19 protein-coding genes, 2 pseudogenes and 1 riboswitch are annotated in these 18,014 nt (G+C 69.6%); of the genes and pseudogenes, 15 read left to right on the forward strand and 6 right to left on the reverse strand.

Features of this window, described 5'->3' with window-relative positions; translation table 11 throughout:
* Positions 1-21: 21 nt before the first annotated feature.
* Positions 22-206, forward strand: a riboswitch (cobalamin riboswitch).
* Positions 207-400: 194 nt separating this feature from the next.
* Genes ACZ5WG_RS24025 through ACZ5WG_RS24045 form a run of 5 tightly spaced genes read left to right on the forward strand, consistent with a single transcriptional unit; the run spans position 401 to position 5,805 of the window.
* Positions 401-1,900, forward strand: a complete 1,500-nt coding sequence (locus ACZ5WG_RS24025; RefSeq protein WP_468725785.1) for a CoA-acylating methylmalonate-semialdehyde dehydrogenase — start codon at positions 401-403, stop codon at positions 1,898-1,900.
* Positions 1,897-3,051: an acyl-CoA dehydrogenase family protein gene (locus ACZ5WG_RS24030; RefSeq protein WP_468725787.1), complete on the forward strand. Its 1,155-nt coding sequence runs from the start codon at positions 1,897-1,899 to the stop codon at positions 3,049-3,051. Before ACZ5WG_RS24025 ends, ACZ5WG_RS24030 begins: the two co-directional genes overlap by 4 nt.
* Positions 3,048-4,133 carry an enoyl-CoA hydratase/isomerase family protein gene (locus ACZ5WG_RS24035; RefSeq protein ID WP_468725788.1) on the forward strand — a complete coding sequence of 362 codons (1,086 nt, stop codon included), beginning with the start codon at positions 3,048-3,050 and terminating at the stop codon, positions 4,131-4,133. The genes ACZ5WG_RS24030 and ACZ5WG_RS24035 overlap by 4 nt, the downstream gene beginning before the upstream one ends.
* Entirely contained in the window at positions 4,130-5,032 is a 903-nt protein-coding gene (gene mmsB / locus ACZ5WG_RS24040; RefSeq protein ID WP_468725790.1) for a 3-hydroxyisobutyrate dehydrogenase, read from the forward strand. Before ACZ5WG_RS24035 ends, mmsB begins: the two co-directional genes overlap by 4 nt.
* On the forward strand, positions 5,029-5,805 hold the full coding sequence (locus tag ACZ5WG_RS24045; RefSeq protein WP_468725791.1) for an enoyl-CoA hydratase: 777 nt from the start codon (positions 5,029-5,031) through the stop codon (positions 5,803-5,805). Before mmsB ends, ACZ5WG_RS24045 begins: the two co-directional genes overlap by 4 nt.
* A 70-nt stretch (positions 5,806-5,875) precedes the next feature.
* Here ACZ5WG_RS24045 and ACZ5WG_RS24050 read toward each other — a convergent pair whose 3' ends face one another.
* On the reverse strand, positions 5,876-6,169 hold the full coding sequence (locus tag ACZ5WG_RS24050) for a S1 RNA-binding domain-containing protein (protein WP_468725792.1): 294 nt from the start codon (positions 6,167-6,169) through the stop codon (positions 5,876-5,878).
* A gap of 62 nt (positions 6,170-6,231) precedes the next feature.
* A pseudogene (locus ACZ5WG_RS24055) lies at positions 6,232-6,441 on the reverse strand (S1 RNA-binding domain-containing protein); the annotation flags it as partial.
* A 580-nt stretch (positions 6,442-7,021) separates the two neighbouring features.
* Between ACZ5WG_RS24055 and ACZ5WG_RS24060 the strand changes: the two are divergent.
* Both ACZ5WG_RS24060 and ACZ5WG_RS24065 read left to right on the forward strand, forming a co-directional pair.
* Positions 7,022-7,249, forward strand: a complete 228-nt coding sequence (locus ACZ5WG_RS24060; protein ID WP_401197331.1) for a CbtB domain-containing protein — start codon at positions 7,022-7,024, stop codon at positions 7,247-7,249.
* A gap of 14 nt (positions 7,250-7,263) precedes the next feature.
* Positions 7,264-8,094 carry a CbtA family protein gene (locus tag ACZ5WG_RS24065; protein ID WP_468725795.1) on the forward strand — a complete coding sequence of 277 codons (831 nt, stop codon included), beginning with the start codon at positions 7,264-7,266 and terminating at the stop codon, positions 8,092-8,094.
* An 85-nt stretch (positions 8,095-8,179) separates the two neighbouring features.
* On the opposite strand, the pseudogene ACZ5WG_RS24070 reads toward ACZ5WG_RS24065, so the two are convergent.
* Together ACZ5WG_RS24070 and ACZ5WG_RS24075 are read right to left on the reverse strand one after the other, a co-directional pair.
* A pseudogene (locus ACZ5WG_RS24070) lies at positions 8,180-8,734 on the reverse strand (helix-turn-helix domain-containing protein); the annotation flags it as partial.
* A 382-nt stretch (positions 8,735-9,116) separates the two neighbouring features.
* Positions 9,117-9,482 (reverse strand): hypothetical protein, encoded by a 366-nt coding sequence (locus ACZ5WG_RS24075; protein ID WP_468725796.1) that lies wholly within the window; start codon positions 9,480-9,482, stop codon positions 9,117-9,119.
* Positions 9,483-9,929: 447 nt separating this feature from the next.
* Between ACZ5WG_RS24075 and ACZ5WG_RS24080 the strand changes: the two genes are divergently transcribed.
* From ACZ5WG_RS24080 to ACZ5WG_RS24110, 7 genes are all read left to right on the forward strand, one after another.
* Positions 9,930-10,916, forward strand: coding sequence for a hypothetical protein (locus ACZ5WG_RS24080; RefSeq protein ID WP_468725798.1), 987 nt, complete (start codon positions 9,930-9,932; stop codon positions 10,914-10,916).
* Positions 10,917-10,938: 22 nt separating this feature from the next.
* The gene (locus ACZ5WG_RS24085) at positions 10,939-11,487 is read left to right on the forward strand and encodes a GNAT family N-acetyltransferase (RefSeq protein WP_468725799.1); all 549 of its coding nucleotides are present in this window, start codon (positions 10,939-10,941) and stop codon (positions 11,485-11,487) included.
* 293 nt (positions 11,488-11,780) lie between these two features.
* The gene (locus ACZ5WG_RS24090; RefSeq protein WP_468725801.1) at positions 11,781-12,245 is read left to right on the forward strand and encodes a TrmO family methyltransferase domain-containing protein; all 465 of its coding nucleotides are present in this window, start codon (positions 11,781-11,783) and stop codon (positions 12,243-12,245) included.
* 10 nt (positions 12,246-12,255) lie between these two features.
* Complete coding sequence (locus ACZ5WG_RS24095; RefSeq protein ID WP_468725802.1) at positions 12,256-12,831, forward strand: flavoprotein; 576 nt, start codon at positions 12,256-12,258, stop codon at positions 12,829-12,831.
* Entirely contained in the window at positions 12,828-13,232 is a 405-nt protein-coding gene (locus tag ACZ5WG_RS24100) for an NUDIX hydrolase (protein ID WP_468725804.1), read from the forward strand. Before ACZ5WG_RS24095 ends, ACZ5WG_RS24100 begins: the two co-directional genes overlap by 4 nt.
* A gap of 130 nt (positions 13,233-13,362) precedes the next feature.
* Positions 13,363-13,611, forward strand: a complete 249-nt coding sequence (locus tag ACZ5WG_RS24105) for a hypothetical protein (RefSeq protein WP_468725991.1) — start codon at positions 13,363-13,365, stop codon at positions 13,609-13,611.
* A 412-nt stretch (positions 13,612-14,023) separates the two neighbouring features.
* Positions 14,024-14,428 carry a hypothetical protein gene (locus tag ACZ5WG_RS24110; RefSeq protein ID WP_468725806.1) on the forward strand — a complete coding sequence of 135 codons (405 nt, stop codon included), beginning with the start codon at positions 14,024-14,026 and terminating at the stop codon, positions 14,426-14,428.
* Between the two features lie 64 nt (positions 14,429-14,492).
* Here the strand turns inward: ACZ5WG_RS24110 and ACZ5WG_RS24115 are convergent, their stop codons facing one another.
* A complete protein-coding gene (locus ACZ5WG_RS24115; RefSeq protein WP_468725973.1) occupies positions 14,493-16,466 on the reverse strand; it encodes a putative Ig domain-containing protein in 1,974 nt (657 codons plus the stop codon).
* 281 nt (positions 16,467-16,747) lie between these two features.
* Between ACZ5WG_RS24115 and ACZ5WG_RS24120 the strand changes: the two genes are divergently transcribed.
* The gene (locus ACZ5WG_RS24120) at positions 16,748-17,593 is read left to right on the forward strand and encodes a TrmB family transcriptional regulator (protein WP_468725807.1); all 846 of its coding nucleotides are present in this window, start codon (positions 16,748-16,750) and stop codon (positions 17,591-17,593) included.
* On the opposite strand, the gene ACZ5WG_RS24125 is transcribed toward ACZ5WG_RS24120, so the two are convergent.
* On the reverse strand, positions 17,552-17,956 hold the full coding sequence (locus tag ACZ5WG_RS24125) for a hypothetical protein (protein WP_468725809.1): 405 nt from the start codon (positions 17,954-17,956) through the stop codon (positions 17,552-17,554). The genes ACZ5WG_RS24120 and ACZ5WG_RS24125 overlap by 42 nt on opposite strands.
* Positions 17,957-18,014 lie beyond the last annotated feature (58 nt).

Genomic DNA, 18,014 nt, shown 5'->3' on the forward strand with positions numbered 1-18,014 from the left:
CGGGTCTGGACTTACTAGGACGTCCAACTATATGTTCGTGGCACAAGGTCCGCGGTGCAGGGAAGCCGGTGCAAAACCGGCACGGTCCCGCCACTGTGACCGGGGAGTGTGCTGCCATCCACACGCCACTGACGAGGTCTGTCGGGAAGGCGGGCGGCGCGCGGGGATCCGGGAGTCAGGATACCGGCCGCGGGTTGTTCCGTGTTGTCCACGAGGATGGAGCAGACACGCATGGCACCGGTTTGTACCCACGACCCTGGTGATCCGGCGGAGCGCACGCACACCCCTTCTGTGCGCTCGTAGTTCTCACGGTTTTCCGTAGCGGTGCACCCCCATCCGGGGTGTCGTCCGCCGGTCTGCCGTGCCATCCCCGGATCCAACCTGACGAGAGCAGGCATCCATGGTCCGTGAACTCACCCATTTCATCGGCGGAAAGCACACCACCGGCACGTCCGGGCTCTTCGCCGACGTGTACGACCCGAACACCGGCACCGTCCAGGCGCGCGTGCCGCTGGCCGGCCGGGCTGACACCGAGGCGGCGATCGCCAACGCGGAAGAAGCGCAGGACGATTGGGGCCAGTGGAATCCCCAGCGTCGTGCTCGGGTCCTGCTGCGTTTCCTCCAGCTCGTCGAGGGCGAGCGGGAGAACCTGGCCCGGATGTTGTCGGCCGAGCACGGCAAGACCGTCGCCGACGCCCACGGTGATCTGCAGCGAGGACTGGAGGTGGTCGAGTTCGCCGCCGGTATCCCGCACCTCCTCAAGGGCGAGTTCACCGACAACGCCGGCACCGGCATCGACGTGCACTCGCTGCGCTCACCGCTGGGCGTGGTCGCGGGCATCACCCCGTTCAACTTCCCCGCGATGATTCCGCTCTGGCAGGCCGCACCCGCCCTGGCCTGCGGCAATTCCTTCATCCTCAAGCCGTCCGAGCGTGACCCGTCGGTTCCGCTGCGCCTCGCCGAGCTGTTCCTCGAGGCCGGCCTGCCGCCGGGCGTGCTCAATGTGGTCAACGGGGGCAAGGAAGCCGTCGACACCCTCCTCGAAGACCCGCGCGTACAGGCCCTCGGCTTCGTCGGATCCACCCCGATCGCCGCGCACATCTACGCCACCGCCGCCGCCCACGGCAAGCGCGCCCAGTGCTTCGGCGGCGCCAAGAACCACATGATCGTGATGCCGGACGCCGATCTCGACCAGGCGGTGGAGGCCCTCATCGGCGCCGGCTACGGCTCCGCGGGCGAGCGCTGCATGGCCATCGCCGTCGCCGTCCCCGTCGGGGAGGAGACCGCGAACGCGCTGGTGGCCAAGTTGAAGGAGCGGATCGCCACCCTGCGCGTGGGCCGCTCCGACGACCCCGAGGCCGACTTCGGGCCGCTGGTCAGCCGCGACGCCCTCGACCGGGTGAACCGCTACGTCGACATCGGAGCCACCGAGGGCGCCGAACTCGTCGTCGACGGACGCGGGTTCACCCTCCCCGGACACGAGGGCGGCTTCTTCGCCGGAGCCACCCTCTTCGACCGCGTGACCCCGCAGATGCGGATCTACCGCGAGGAGATCTTCGGCCCGGTGCTGTCCGTCGTACGGGCCGCCGACTACGAGGAGGCCCTGCGCCTGCCCACCGAGCATCCGTACGGCAACGGCGTCGCGATCTTCACCCGGGACGGCGACACGGCACGCGACTTCACCCGCCGGGTGGGCGCCGGCATGGTCGGCGTCAACGTGCCGATCCCCGTACCCGTGGCGTACCACACCTTCGGCGGCTGGAAGCGGTCCGGCTTCGGCGACCTGAACCAGCACGGCCCCGACTCGATCCGCTTCTACACCCGTACCAAGACCGTCACCTCGCGCTGGCCCTCCGGGGCCAAGGAAGGCGCGAGCTTCACCATCCCGACGATGGGATGAGCGCCGTGACCACCACCCTCACCGAGGACCAGCTCGCGCTCGCCGAGGTCACCCTCGACTTCGCCCAGGAGCAGCTCGCCCCGCACGCCGTGGCCTGGGACCAGGACAAGCACTTCCCCGTCGACGTCATCCAAAGGGCCGCCTCACTCGGCCTTGCCGGCGTGTACGTCCGTGAGGAGCACGGCGGTTCGGGCCTGTCCCGCGCCGACGGCGTCCTGGTCTTCGAGACGCTGGCCACCGGCTGCCCGTCCATCGCCGGATACCTCTCCATCCACAACATGGTCGCCTGGATGATCGACCGCCACGGGGACGCGGACCAGCGCGAGCACTGGCTGCCCGGCCTCTGTACCGCTGCGACCCTGGGCAGCTACTGCCTCACCGAACCGGGGGCCGGATCGGACGCCGCCGCGCTGCGCACGCGCGCCGAACGGCAGGGCGACCACTACGTGCTGACGGGGGTGAAACAGTTCATCTCCGGCGCCGGCGCGTCGGACGTCTATTTGGTCATGGCACGGACGGGCGAGCCCGGCCCGGGCGGAATCTCGGCCTTCGTCGTCGAGCGCGAGGACCCGGGGGTGTCCTTCGGGCCCAACGAGCGCAAGATGGGCTGGAACGCGCAACCCACCCGCCAGGTGATCCTTGACGGCGTCCGCATCCCCGCGGATCGGCGCCTCGGCGCCGAGGGCGAAGGCTTCCGCATCGCCATGAACGGCCTCAACGGCGGCCGTCTCGGCATCGCCGCCTGCTCGCTCGGCGGCGCGCAGAGCGCCCTGGACCGCTCGCTGTCCTACCTGGCCGACCGCGAGGCCTTCGGGGCCCGACTGCTGGACGCCCAGGCCCTGCAGTTCCGCCTCGCCGACATGGCCACCGAGCTGGCCGCGGCCCGCGCGCTGGTGCGGCAGGCCGCCGAGGCCCTGGACGGGGGAGATCCGCTGGCCCCGCGGCTGTGCGCGATGGCCAAGCGGTTCGCCACCGACACCGGGTACGCGGTGGCAGACGGGGCCCTCCAACTGCACGGCGGCTACGGCTACCTGAGCGAGTACGGCATCGAGAAGATCGTCCGCGACCTGCGGGTCCATCAGATCCTGGAAGGCACCAACGAGGTCATGCGCGTCATCGTGGCGCGCGGACTGACGGAGACCCTGCGATGACCAACGAAGCCCCTGAAGCTCACGACCACGTCCTCCTGCGCACCGAGGGCCACGCCGCGTACATCACCCTCAACCGCCCCAAGGCACTGAACGCCCTCAGCCACCCCATGGTGCTCCGCATCGAGCAAGCCCTCACCGCCTGGGCCGAGGACCCCGCTGTCGAGCTGGTCGTCATTGAGGGCGCCGGCGATCGGGGACTGTGCGCGGGCGGGGACATCCGCGCGATCCACGAGGACGCCCGCACCGGCGGCACCGCCTCGGCGGACTTCTGGCGGGACGAGTACCGGCTGAACGCGCTGATCGCCCGCTACCCCAAGCCGTACGTCGCCCTGATGGACGGCATCGTCATGGGAGGCGGAGTCGGCGTCTCGGCCCACGGCAGTGTCCGCATCGTCACCGAACGGTCGAAGGTGGCCATGCCCGAGACCGGCATCGGCTTCGTCCCCGACGTTGGCGGCACCTACCTCCTCGCGCTCGCCCCCGGGGAACTCGGTACCCACCTGGCATTGACCGGGGCCCCCATCGGTGCCGCGGACGCGCTGCTGTGCGGCCTCGCCGACCACTTCGTCCCGGTGGCGGCACTGCCCGCGCTGGCGCGGGAGCTGGCGGTGGACTCCGTACACGCGGTACTGGAGCGCCATGTGGCAGAGCCGCCGGCCGGGGGGCTGGAATCCGCGCGCGAGTGGATCGACCACGGCTACGCCGCCGACACCGCCGAGGAGATTGCCGCGCGGCTGTCGGCGTCGGGCGTACCCGCCGCGAAGGACGCGGCCGACACCCTGCGCTCCAAGTCCCCCACGGCGGTCAAGGTAACCCTGGCCGCGCTGCGCCGGGCCCGGCACCTCGGGCCGCTGGAACGGGTGCTGGAACAGGAGTACCGCGTTTCCTGCGCGGCCCTGTCCTCGCCCGACCTGGTCGAGGGCATCCGCGCCCAGGTCATCGACAAGGACCGCGATCCGCACTGGTCGCCGGCGGCCCTGGAGGACGTCACAGCAGCGGACGTGGACCGGTACTTCGCCCCACTCGACGCGAACGAGCTGCGACTCGTCGCGACCGCTTCGTCCCAGGAGGTCGTCTGGTGAGCAGCACCGTCGCATTCATCGGACTCGGCCACATGGGCGGCCCGATGGCCGCCAACCTCGTCAAGGCCGGCCACCGCGTCCTCGGCTTCGACCTCGTGCCGGAGTCGCTGGCCACCGCGGCCACCGCCGGTGTCGAGCCCGCGGCCTCCGCCGTCGAGGCCGCCACGGAAGCCGACGTAGTGATCACCATGCTTCCGGCGGGCCGCCACGTCCTGGCCCTCTACCAAGAACAGGGCCTCCTGGCCGCCGCACGGCCCGGCACCCTGTTCATCGACTGCTCCACGATCGATGTCGCCGACGCCCGCGCCGCCCACGAAGCCGTTGCCGCGGCCGGTCACCGGGTGCTGGATGCCCCGGTTTCCGGCGGGGTGATCGGAGCCGAGGCGGCCACGCTCACCTTCATGGCGGGAGGGGGAGAAGCGGAGTTCGCCGCCGCCGAACCGCTGCTCGACGCCATGGGCAAGAAGGCCGTGCACTGCGGCGCCGCGGGCGCCGGGCAGGCCGCGAAGATCTGCAACAACATGATCCTCGCGATCTCCATGATCGGCGTCAGCGAGGCATTCGTCCTCGCCGAGAGCCTGGGACTCGACCACCAGGCCCTCTACGACGTCGCCTCCACCGCCTCCGGCCAGTGCTGGGCCCTCACCGTCAACTGCCCGGTCCCCGGACCGGTCCCGACCAGCCCCGCCAACCGCGACTACCGGCCCGGCTTCGCCGCCCCGCTCATGGCCAAGGACCTCGGCCTCGCCGCCAACGCGCTGCGCTCCGGCGGGGTGGACGCCCCACTGGGCCTCAAGGCCGCCGAGATGTACGCCGCGTTCGCCGCCGCCGAGGGCGCCGACCTCGACTTCTCCGCCATCGTCCACACCCTCCGACCCCAGAACGGAACAACCGCATGACCGCGTACGAGACCATCCTGCTCGAGCGCAAGGGCCGCGTGGCCCTCCTCACCCTCAACCGGCCCGAAGCGCTCAACGCCTTGAACCTCCAGGTCATGAGCGAGGTCGTGGCCGCCGCGCAGGAACTGGACCGGGACCCGGACGTAGGCTGCATCGTCCTCACCGGCTCCCCGAAGGCCTTCGCCGCCGGCGCCGACATCAAGGAGATGCGCCCACAGAGCTACATGGACATGTACCTCTCCGACTGGTTCACCGCCTGGGACCGGCTCGGCGAGGTCCGCACCCCCACCCTCGCCGCCGTCTCCGGCTACGCCCTCGGCGGCGGCTGCGAACTGGCCATGCTCTGCGACATCCTGCTCGCCGCCGACACCGCGAAGTTCGGCCAACCCGAGATCAAGCTCGGCGTCATCCCGGGCATCGGCGGCTCACAGCGCCTGACCCGCGCCGTCGGCAAGGCCAAGGCCATGGAGCTGTGCCTCACCGGGCGCACCATGGACGCGGCCGAGGCCGAACGCGCCGGACTGGTCTCCCGGATCGTGCCGGCCGACGAACTGCTCGCCGAGGCCCTCGCCGTCGCCACGACGGTCGCCGAGATGTCCAAGCCGGTCGCGATGATGGCCAAGGAAGCCGTGAACCGCGCCTTCGAGACCACCCTCACCGAAGGCGTCCGCTTCGAACGCCGCCTCTTCCACGCCGTGTTCGCCACCGCCGACCAGAAGGAGGGCATGTCCGCGTTCGTCGACAAGCGCCCGCCGCACTTCACCCACGGCTGAGCGCACCCGGGTCCGGGGGGCGGCAGATCCTGCCTTCCCCGGACCCGGGTACGGGTCTGACCGGTGTTCGTCAGCGTGGCGGTCCACCGTCGTGCGGGTCCCGTGCGGACAAGGAGATCCGGTTGCGCACCAGGTCGACCGCCACGATCTGTACGGCGAGGTCATCGCCCTCACGGACGATGAGCCCCGGATGGTCGATGGGCTCGTCGGTCAGCTCGGTGTTGTGCACAAGCCCGTCCACCCCGTCGGTAGGGCGGACGAGGGCCCCGAACGGCACCAGAGCGGTGACCCGGGCCAACACGGTCTGGCCGACTCTGTCGACGAAGGGGACGAGAGGCTGCGGCTGGAGCGCCTTGAGCGACAACTGGACCTGCCCCGACGCGTGTCGACGTCCAGTATCTCCCCTGTGACACGCTGGCCGGCCGTGACCACGTCCTCCGGTCGGCGGTCCCAGGACCAGGTCAGCTCGGGCACGCGGATGAACCCCGTACACAGATCCTCGGGCTCGCCGTCGAGGTGCACGAACACGCCGAACGTGTGGACACTGCGCACACGACCCTCCTGGCTCGCTCCGAGCCGGAGGGCGAGGAGAAAGGCTCGCAGCGCCTGGTCCTCACAGGCAGCGGCAATCCCCATACGGTCCCTTGCTCGTGGTCGACGTAGAACACCTCGAAGGTGAGCCACTGACCGATCTCCACCAGTTCGGAGGGAGGGCCGGATGTCCGGCGCGAAAGGTCTCGGCCGGGAATGTGTCCTGTGATCGACTCGGGTCCGGAGAACCCTTCCAGTTCGACGAGCACCTCTTGCTCCGAGATGCCGACGACTCGACCTGTGCGGACTTCGCCGACGCGGATGGAGTCGAGGGACTTCCTGGCCTCCCGCTCGGATGGTGAATCGGTCACGACGATCACCTTACGGCGGGCGCACGTGGAGGCGGCCGGGTTTCCGTTGGGTGCGTGGCGGCCGAACTGCGCGCCTCTGCACCCGCTGTGATCAGGGACTCACGGTCTTGGCCGGGAGCCTGCCACGCGGTACCGTCAGCGCGACATAAAGACATAGCGACGACGGCGAGACGGAAGCCCGGTGTGAATCCGGCATGGTCGCGCCACTGTGTGCTGCGGTGACTTCCCCCGGGAGGTGTCGCGGCGAGTCAGACCCGAGGACCGTCGTCCTGCACCACCGTATGGGACGCGTTGTTCCCCGAGGAGGTTCCACCATGGCCGAGGCCGTCGCTTCCGCTGCCATACCCACCCCCGCCCTCTCCCCGTCGGCTCCGCTGCCCGTCAAGGCCGTCCTGCCCTGGGCACTCTTCGTCGGCCTGCTGATGCTGGTGGCCCTGTACTTCGTCGGCGCGGAGCAGGGTGCCACCGCCGTGTTCTCCGGCGAGGGCGTCCACGAGTGGGTGCACGACGGCCGTCACCTGCTCGGCTTCCCCTGCCACTGAGAGGTATACGCACCATGTACGCCTCCACTGTCAGAGGTCTGCTGGTCCGCGGCATGCTCGCGGGCCTGATCGCCGGACTCTTCGCCTTCGCCGTCGCCTACGTGGTCGGTGAGCCCCCGGTCCGCGGCTCCATCGCCGTCGAAGAAGCCACGGCCGCAAAGGAAGCCGCTCCCGCGGCCGGTCACGCCGGTCACGGCGGTGCCGCCGCCCCGGCCGCTGCCGAGGAAGAGGAAGAACTCGTCAGCCGCCCCGTGCAGTCCACCGTCGGCCTCGCCACCGGTGTGCTGGTCTACGGGGTCGCGCTCGGCGGCATCGCCTCCCTCGCCTTCTCCTTCGCCCTCAACCGCGTCGGACGCTTCAGCCCCCGGGCAACGGCCGCGCTGACCGCCGCGGGCGCCTTCACGCTGGTCTATCTGGTGCCGTTCCTGAAGTACCCGGCCAGCCCTCCGGCCGTCGGCAACCCGGACACCATCGGGCAGCGCACCACGCTGTTCTTCCTGATGATCCTGCTCAGCGTCCTGCTCGGCGTCGGCGCGATCATCCTGGGGCGGCGGCTGGCACCGCGTCTGGGCAACTGGAACGCCACGCTGGCGGCGGGCGGCGGCTTCGTCCTCGCCACCGGGCTGGCCTTCCTGGTCCTCCCGGACAACACGGACGCCGTGAAGCCCGAGTTCCCCGCGGCCCTGCTGTGGGACTTCCGGGTCGCGTCGGTGACCGTCCAGGTCGTGATGTGGGTCGTGTTCGGAGTGGTCTTCGGCGTCCTCGCCCAGCGGCTCCTGGCCCACCGCACCGATCCGGCGGGTGCGGAGACGGCTGAGCTCCAGTCGGCGTCGGCCCTCGGCTGATCTGCGCACAGCACCACCTACAGAGCCCTGTCGCCCCGGACATCCGGAGCGACAGGGCTCTGTCCGTTGCCCAGCCGGTGCCCCTTCAGTCCCGTCGACTGCCGTCGTCGACCGGGTAGGGGACTTGGCTGCTGCGGTCCGGGTCGACGGCCAGGCGGCCGCCGATCGTGGGACGGGCGCGCTGCGCGCAGTCGCGGCGTTCGCACATCCGGCAGCCCAGTCCGATGGGGGTGGCGCCGGCAGGGTCGTCGAGGGCCGTGCCGCGCGAGTAGACCAGGCGCGGGGCGTGGCGCAGTTCGCAGCCGAGGGCGACGGCGAACTCGGCCCGGGGTGCCTGGTGGCCGAAGCCGCCTCGGGTGACGGTGCGCGCGATCCAGAAGTACCGCTTCCCGTCGGGCATCTCGGCAACCTGGTGCAGGATCCGCCCGGGTGCGGAGAACGCCTCGTACACGGTCCACAGCGGGCAGGTGCCGCCGAGCCGGGAGAAGTGGAAGTCGGTGGCGGACTGGCGCTTGGAGATGTTCCCGGCCCGGTCGACACGCAGGAACGAGAACGGGATGCCGCGCCGTCCGACGCGTTGGAGGGTGCTGAGCCGGTGGCAGACGGTTTCGAAGCCGACGCCGAAGCGGGCCGAGAGTAGGCGGCGTCCGCCATGACGCTTTCGGGCGGCGGGGTCTGCCAGCGCAGGTCGAAGGAGCCGAACCCGCAGAGACGGGCGAAGGACTCCATCACGGCCGCCTGCCCTGAGGACAGGCCGTTGGTCAGCACCCGCACTGCGCTCTCACGCCGATCGGCCACCGGAAGGTGATCGGCGACCGATCCGAGCGTGACCAGGGCAGGTAACAGGTAGCGGGCGTCGACGCACATGCCGATCGCGTAGAAGGGGGTACCTCCAGATCGAGGTTGGACGGTGCCCGCGGCTGGTCCGGACCGGGGCAGGAGTGGCTACCTCCCCGCGGGTTCCGGGCAGGTGGAGGGCTTCCGGCCCCGGCGCCCTTCAGCAGGCCGGGACCGGAAGCGGTTCACGTAGACCGGAGGAGGTCCGTGTTGCGTGCGAGGTGGGCCACCGACTTGGCCAGCAGCCGCAGCGCTATTGCCAGATCGCTTCCGCTGTCTCGGGCGATCTTGAGAGCGAAGTGCACGATGTTTGCCGCGATGTCCTTCTCTCGGTTTTCCGGTAGCCGGTCCGCGTACCGCTCGGCGGGCACCGCAAGGACGCGGATGTGGCGGCGTAGACGTTTCCGCACCTGAATGGCCACCGCCCCGGTCGGGTGGTGGGCGGCGAGGATAAGCGCGGTCTCGACGTCCCCGGCGACGGCGGCTGCCGCGGAGACGGCCGTGGCCACCTCGCCCGGTACTGCTGCCACTTCGTGCACGAGTACGGCCACGGGTGTCTCCCATCCGCCTGCTGCCGGTTCGGCTGTGCGGACAAGTAACTCGCGTCCCGGTCTTGTTGGACATGACGAACCGGCCCGGTACTACTCGCGTGACCACTGACGAAAAGTCCCGATGCCCGCTACCTCGGAGTCCGGCCCAGCCCCTACCGTGACGGCATGGTGCGGAAGCGGAACACGGAGTTAGAGCTCTGGATGAAGGAACACGGGCTGAGCGCCGGCGCCCTCGCTGAGCTGGTCAACGACGCCATGACGGACCTCACTGGCGAACGTGGCTCGGTCACTGAACGGACCGTCTACCGATGGCTTTCGGGAGAGAACCGCTCGCCTCAGGACCGCCAGTGGCAGGCCCTGGAGTCCGCGTCCGGGCAGCCTGCGACTGACCTCGGGTTCGTGCCCCGTGCCCGCCCCGCAACGCCCCCAGCGTGCATGGAGGATTCTGTGCTTGGCCGTCGAGCCTTCATTTCCGTAGCCACCGGTGCCGCCGTCGCCTCGTCCACCGGCACCGCGACCGCAGCCACCCGCCCCACGGTCGGGCACTCGGACGTCGACCGCCTGCGCGGTCTGCTGGCCGAACTGTGGCTCCTGGACGACCAGAATGGCGGCGGCCCCGTACTGGAGAAACGCGCTGCGGACCTGGCCACCCGCACCATCAGCCTTCAGCAGCACGGCTCCGCCAGTCAGCGCGTCCGCTCACGCCTCTATGCCGTCGCCGCCTCCTTCACGGCCTTCGCCATGTTCTCCGCCATCGACGCCCGCCGGCTGGGTGAGGCCCAGCGCTACCTTGAGCAGGCCGTCACCCTCGCAGGGCTCTCCGGGGACGGCCAGGTCCAGCACCAGACCTGGCGGTACGCTGCCATGCTCGCCGGACAGCGCGGCCGGTACGCCGACGCCCTCGCCGCTGCCGAAGCCTGCACCGGCACCCGGGCGCACCGCACCGACCCCCTCTATGCCTCTCTGACCCACTCCCGCATCGCCCTGACCGCCGCCAGCCTGGGTGATAAGAGCAGGGCCCTCCGAGCCGTGGACCGGGCCCACTCCGCCTACGACCGCGCCGACCTCGCCGAGGCCCGTCCTTCCTCCGTCGCCTTTTATACCCGGGGGGAACTCCACGGCTTGACCGGCATCACGCACTACCGGCTCGGCGAACCAGAGAGGGCCGAGTTCCATGCCTACCGGTGCATCGCCGACCTCCGTACCGACCAGCACCGCAACCGCGCCTATTACCTGTCCCAGGCTGCCCTCGCTCAGGTCGCACAGGGTGACATTGAGCAGGCCGTGGCCACTGCCACCCGTGTCATCGCCCCGACAGGTGCCGACGCCGGCCGCGTCCCCCATCTGCTGGGCAGCTTCACCTCGGCCCTCAACCAGGCAGCCCCCCAGTCCGCCATCACCCGAGACTGGAACGACCGCACCCGCACCGCCTGAACCTCATGCGACAAGGAGCACCATGTCGGCCTCGAAGATCACCCTTCACCGCTACGGCACCGACCAGCTGTCCACCATCCGCCCCACCCTGGTCGGCTTGTACGCTGAGGTGTACGAGAAGGAGATCGACGAGGACCCGTTCTTCTCCGTCGACCGCTTCGGAGGTCGTCTCACCGGCCACTCCGCCCGCCCCTCCTGGGAGGCTGTAGTCGCTTACGACGGAGGTGAAGCCGCCGGCTACGCATACGCCGCGGCCCTGCCTCAAAACACAGGCTGGTGGGCTCACATGCTCGAACCCCTCCCCGTAGCCGACACTGCCGAGGACGGCACCCGCACCATCGCCCTGTTCGAGATCATGGTCCGCGCACCTTGGCGAGGAACCGGCCTGGCCCAGCGCATCCACGAGGAACTGCTGGTCGGCCGTACCGAAGAGCGCGTAACTCTCCTCGTAGAGCCGGACCATCCGAAGGTGAAGGCGCTGTACCAGAGTTGGGGGTACCGGCAAATCGGCGACCAGCAGCCATTCCCTGACGCGCCTATCTACGCCACGATGCTCCGCACTCTCGGGTAGGGGTCCGGTGTGCCACTGTCCCCCACACCGACGCCGTCGAGCAGCCCGGACTACGAGACCGTGGTCGAGGTCCTCGGCGCAGATCCACCTGGGTGGCAACGGGCGGGGACGCAGTCATGGCGACCTCCTCGGTGAACGGATGACCGTAGCAGTTACAGGCTCACGGGCGCGATCGAGCCGTCAGCATGGTGCGCATCAACTTCCGCCCCATCATTGACCGTTACGGGAGCGGCAAGGCCCCCAGCCATGCGCTATAGGTTGAGCCGGTGATGACGAGGCATGAGGAGGAGCAGATGACGCAGTCGCTGCAGATCACGCCGATCGGAACGGTGGTCGGGGGACGGGTGGAACCGACGGATGACCACTGGGGAGGTCCCGCGATCATCCGTCTGAACCAGGATTTCCCGGTGGAGGTCGTGCAAGGCCTTGCTGAGTTTTCGCACCGTCTCGTCGACTGGCACTTCCATAAGGCCTCGCCCGATGATGTCGCACTCCATGCGCGGAGCCCCCGCAACAATCCGGCCTGGCCGTCCACCGGTACGTTCGTCCATCGCAATCACCGACGGCCGAACCAGCTTGCGCAGTCGTTTCCCCGCCTGGTGAAGGTTGACGGCCTGGACCTGCACGTCGCTGACCTCGACGCGATTGACGGCACTCCCATCTACGACGTAGCCCCGTACTTCCAGGAAATGGGTCTGCGGGGTCAGGTCCGTGGACCGAGCTGGCCGGCGGAGATGCTTGCGGACTACTGGCGCTGAGGAGCACCGAGTGAGCGAGCCGCAGCGCAAGCCGTTCTTGTACGTGGTCGTCTGTGCCGCTGGGATTGCCGACGACACCGGCAGGCTGATCGCGGCGGCCCAGGAGCGGAACTGGGATGTCGGGGTAATTGCCACGCCGCATGCTCTGCCTTTCCTCGACGTCCCGGCGATCGAGGCGCGGACGGGCTTTCAGGTCCGTTCCGCGTGGAGGTCGCCGGGGGACGATCGGCCCCTGCCGCCGGCTGACGCCATAGTGGTCGCCCCGGCGACCTTCAACACGGTCAACAAGTGGGCCGCGGGTTTCGCCGACAACCTCGCGCTGGCGATTCTCTGCGAGGCGTACGGCATGGACATCCCGACCGCCGTCCTGCCGTACGTGAACTCCGCCTTGGCGGCGCACCCCGCATACAGGCGGAGCCTCGCTGAACTTCGGGAAATGGGCGTCCTGATGGGCAGCTACGAGCCACACCGCCCCAAGGCGGGCGGGGGAGCTGATCGTTTCCGCTGGGAGGAAGGCCTTGACCTGATTGCTCCCTTCGTCTCTCGTGCCGCAGATGCCAATCCGCCCCGGTGCGGGGCGTCGTGACCCACGCCCCGGTCGGACAGGCTGTGGCGGCGGCCGTTGTCGTATCGAACGGCCGTGTGCTCCTGGTGCGGCGCCAGGTTGCCGAAGGAGAGCTCTCGTGGCAGTTCCCTGCGGGAAAGGTCGAGCCCGGCGAGTCTCGTGAGGAGGCGGCCGTGCGCGAAACGCGTGAAGAGACGGGGTTGAGCGTCGCCGCCCACCAGCTCCTCGGCGAACGCATGCATCCGGCAACTGGCCGGCTGATCTCCTACACAGCCTGCCTCGTGCTCGAAGGAACGGTACAGGTGGCCGCACCACGAGAGGTCGCTGAAGTGGCCTGGGTACGGCACGACGAACTCCTTCGCTACGTGCCCCAGGGGTTCTACGCACCGATGCAGAGGTACCTCGACACCGAACTGCTCTGACTCCGCCTTGGTGCGGCTCGATGATCCCGACCAGCCAGTCCTCCTGCTGCCAGATGGCATGAAGAGAGGCCTTTCCGACATTGCGGTCACGTGAAGGCTTGGGCATGGTTGCTATACGAGGCCTCGCACTGTGCTGGTCACGCTCTTCGACGGAGTCGAGGCGCTGGACGTCACCGGGCCGCTGGGCGCGCTGGCCGGCGCAAACGTGTACCTCGCCGCCACCGCCCCCTGGTCAGACGGCGTACCGCATTGCCACCCGGGAAGTTGCCGCTGTGGCCGAACGGCATTGATGGGGTTGTCGCCGTCGGTGGTGGTGCCCCGGTTGGCCCGGTTGGGGCTGGACCCGCCGTCGACGGTGGCGTGGGCGGCGACGACATGAGGGCGAACGTGCCCGCGACCGCTGAGTCGATCGCGGCGCTGTTTCTGGTTCGGGCCGCGGGTCCTCATCTGCGACGAGATCACCTCCGGCCTCGACCCGGTCACCCGGCACGCCATCCTCGAGGTGCTCGCCCGGCTCCGGGAACGCACGGACCTCAGCTTGGTTTTCATCACGCACGACCTCGCGGCCGCCGGGATGCTGGCCGACCGGATGGCGGTCCGGGATGCGGGACGGGTGGTCGAGGAAGGGTCGACCCAACGCCTGATCACCGAGCCGCGGCACGCCTTCACCAGAGCCCTGCTAGGGGCTGTGGCACGGCCCGCACGGCCTCGGCAGTGAGATCACAGGGAACCCGGATCGTATGGACTACGTCCCATCGGTGACCGATGCTCCGGTGCGGGGAGGTCACGGGATGCGTGTATGGATCAAGACGGGGACGGTTCTCCTGGCGCTGCTGTTCGCGGCCGGTTGCGGCGGGGAATCCACGGACCCGGCGCTGGCTGCGGCCGACTGCGTGAACGGCGCGCCGGGCAAGGGGGGCGAGGTGACCGTCACCGCGGCGGACAAGGGCCTTCGGTTCTGCCTGGACCGGGACGGTACGGTCCGGGTGTCGCTGCCCGGCACCCCGGGGGCCCCGGTGACCGTGACCGGAGCGGCACTGGCCGAGGTCTCGGAACACGTCTTCCGGGGTGTGTCGGCCGGTACCGCCGTTCTGGCGTCCGCGGTCCGGAGCTGTCCGGAGCCGACTCCGACTCCGCCCGGCTCGTTGAGCTGTCTAGCGATGGTGGCCTGGCAGGTCACCGTGGTGGTGCGTTGACCGCCTCATGGGCGGACGGGCCCGGACCGATGCCTGCGGTCCGGGCCCGTCCTTCAGGTGCGGGTCAGGCGGTGTTCACGGCGGTGTCGTCGATCACGAAGGAGGTCTGGAGGCTGGAGTCCTCGGTGCCGGTGAACTTGATGGTCACCGTCTGCCCCGCGAAGGAGGACAGATCGAAGGTCTTCTGCGTGTAGCCGGTGTTCTTGTTGAGGTTGGAGTACGAGGCCAGGGTCGTGGAGTTGACCTGGACCGTCAGCTTGTCGTAGGCGGTGGCCGTGGTCGTCTCCGCCGTGTCGATGTGCAGGTAGTAGCTGAGGGTGGCGTGGCAGCCGGACGGGATCGTCACCGACTGGGAGAGCGAGTCCGTGTGCGTGGAGCCGTAGCCGTTGAGCCACGCCTTCCAGGAGCCGGAGTGGGCGGCCTCGCCGCTGCCGTTGTCGACGACCCCGCTGCTGGCGGTCCAGGGGCTGGCGCTGCCGGTTTCGAAGCCCGGGTTGCCGAGGAGCTGCGTGGCGCCGCAGCTGCTGCCGGTCGGGGTAACGGTCCAGGTAAAGGACGCGCTGCCGCTCGCGTTGGTGGTGTCCTTGGCGGAGACCGTCACGTTGTAGCTGCCCGCGGTGGTCGGCGCACCGCTGATCAGGCCGCTGGAGGCGTTGATCGACAGGCCGGCCGGGAGCCCAGTGGCGCTGTAGGTGAGAGTCTGGCCACTGGCAGAGTCGGTGGCCTGGATCTGCAGGGAGGCGGCCGTGTTGACGGTGGTGGACCGGCTGCCGGGGTTGGTCACGGTGACGGTGTTCCCGCCGGTGGAGCCGCTGGCGAAGGCGGCGGTGCCGTTGGGGGTGCCGAGACCGGTCGGGCCGTCGTAGCCGGATTTGGCGGTGCAGAGGTAGCTGCCGCTGCATGAGCCGTTGGCGCCGCTGGTCACGTCGTAGAGGGACGTGGTGTGGGCGTACGGGTACGACGACGGGTAGCTGCCCGCGGCCGGGGTTCCGGCGAGGGCGTAGACCGCCGCGATGATCGGCGCCGAGGCGCTGGTGCCGCCGTAGACGTTCCAGCCGCTCGCCTGGTAGCTGTCGTAGACGGCGAGGCCGGTGGCCGGGTCGGCGACGGCCGAGACGTCGGAGACGGTGCGCTTGGCGCAGCCGCTGTCGTGCTGCCATGACGGCTTGGTGGTGAAGCCCGAACAGCCGGAACCGGCGCCGTTGCCGCCGGAGCTGGTGCCCCAGACGGATTCGGACCAGCCGCGCGGGGTGCCGCCGGCGCGGGTCAGCGAGGTGCCGCCCACGGAGGTGACGTACTGGGAGGCTGCCGGGTACTCGACCCCGTAGCCGCTGTCACCGGAGCTGACGGTGATCGCGACGCCGGGGTGGTTGAAGTACGAGGCGTCGGAGCTCGGGTCGGTGGAGTCCTCGCCGCCGCCGTAGCTGTTGGAGACGTACTTCGCCCCCATAGTCACGGCGCGGTTGACGGCGGTGCCCAGGTCGGCCATGGACGGCTGGTTCGCCTCGACGAGCAGGATGTGGCACTGCGGGCAGACGGCGCTGACCATGTCCACGTCGAGGGAGATCTCGCCCGCCCAACCGGAGTCGGCGGTCGGGTAGCTGGTGCCGCCGTTCTGGTCGACCTTCTTGAAACAGCCGTTGGCCGTGGTGCAGGCCGGCAGGCCGTACTGGGAGCGGTACGTCGCCAGGTCCGACTCGGCGTTCGGGTCGTCGTAGGCGTCGATGATGGCGACCGTCGCCCCGGCGCCGGCCGAGGCCGACAGTGCGTACGCGCTCTGCAGGTCGGTGGGGCCGTAGCCGGACGGGAGCAGGTTGGGCGCGAGGCTCAGCTGCTGCTTGAGGTCGGTACGGGCCAGCGCGTGGCAGGCCATGAAGCCGGGCTTCGTCGGCTCCGAGCAGAGCCGCTCGGTGTGCGCGGCGGAGGCGGCGGGCGTGGCGGGCGCCGCCGAGGCTGCCGACGGTGAGGCGACGGCGAGTAAGCCGCCGGATATCAGGGCCGCAGCCCCGAGTATCGAAGTCGCGGCGTGGCGCGCCAGTCTTCCGGCGCGGCTGGTGGCTTTCGATTGCAATGAACTGCCCTCCATGGGGGGTTGGATCCCCGCGGCATGGGGTGTGGCCATGGCAAATGACAGGTTCATGACATGTCAATGGGATGGGATGCCGCGGAGTGCGAGTGGCACAGGTTCATTGGTGCTGACTGCCACCACGGTCAGTGGTGGCCATCGATGAAGGTAGTGAGAAGCAGGCCCAAGGGAATACCCGTCAAGGGCAAAGGATTGCTTTCGGTCAGCGATCTCCGCGTATACCGTGTCATGCCATGGAGTTGGACGACGGTGCCGTCAACGACCTTGTCGCGCTGGGCCTTTCGCGCTATGAGGCACGGGTCTACCTCACCTTGGTGCGGCGGGAGTCGTACACCGCGGCGGAGGTCGCGCGCGCCGCGGACGTGCCCCGCCAGCGGGTGTACGACGTACTCGACGCGCTGGTACGAAGGCACCTCGCCCTCCTACGCCCCGGACGGGTGGCCGCTTTCTCCGCCGTGGCGCCCGAGCTGGCCCTCACCCGGCTGATGACCCTTCAGAGGGAGTCACTCGAACGACTGGACCAGGCTTCGGCCGTGCTCGCCGCAGCGCTGACTCCGGTCTGGTCCGCCGGGCGGACCCACACCGACCCGCTCGACTACATCAAGGTGATCCGGGATCCCAAGCAGATCGCCGAACGCTTCGCGGGCATCCAGGAACAGGCCACGCGTGAGCTGCTCAGCTTCTGCAAGCCCCCCTTCGTGGCCCCGGCGGCCAACGACGAGGGGATCGAGGCCGTCCGCAGGCTGCGCCGAGCCGGGGGTACGGCCCGCGCCGTGTACACGCACGACGCCCTCGGCGATGCGGAGGTCCTGGAGAACGTCCGCCGATTCGGCGGAGCAGGCGAGGAGTCCCGCTTCGCCCCGCAGCTCCCCCTGAAGCTGATCATCGCCGACGCGTCGCTGGTCCTGTGCGACATGCCCGACCCGATGGCGGACACCCGGGCCACCACCGCGCTGTACATCGAGCACCCGGCGCTCGCGGCGTGCCTGCGGATGGCGTTCCTAATGGTTTGGGACCAGGCCGAGACGGTCGCCGCCTCAGCCACCGCGGACGCCGCTAGGGGACGAGCGCCGGGCTGACGGCGAGTTCAGTGGACGGTTGACCACGACATGGCTGTGGCCGAACTGCCAGACGGACCCGGCCTGAAGGAATCCGGCCTCGTGGAGCAACGCCACATGGCCTGACAGGGCCAGGTCGTTGCCTTCGCAGTGCGGGTGCCGGCCGAGGTCGTGACGGGCGAGGAGCGGCGCCAGTTCCGGGTCGTGGGCCGCCTCCGACCACCAGGAATCCCACGGTTCGGCGATCGGGAACGCGGCGGCGATGACGGCGTAGCCGGCGTTGGTCACCGTCTTCCAGCAGCCGATGAGTTCTCGTCTCGGCTCCGGGGTGACTTCCCCTCGGCGGGTGATCTGGAGGTACTCGAGGGCCTTGTGCACGGTCATGTTCGGCAGCAGCCTCCCAGAAGCACCGTCGAGGGGGAGTCACCAGGAGAGGACTCTC

This window comes from Streptomyces sp. NPDC032745, assembly GCF_055579465.1.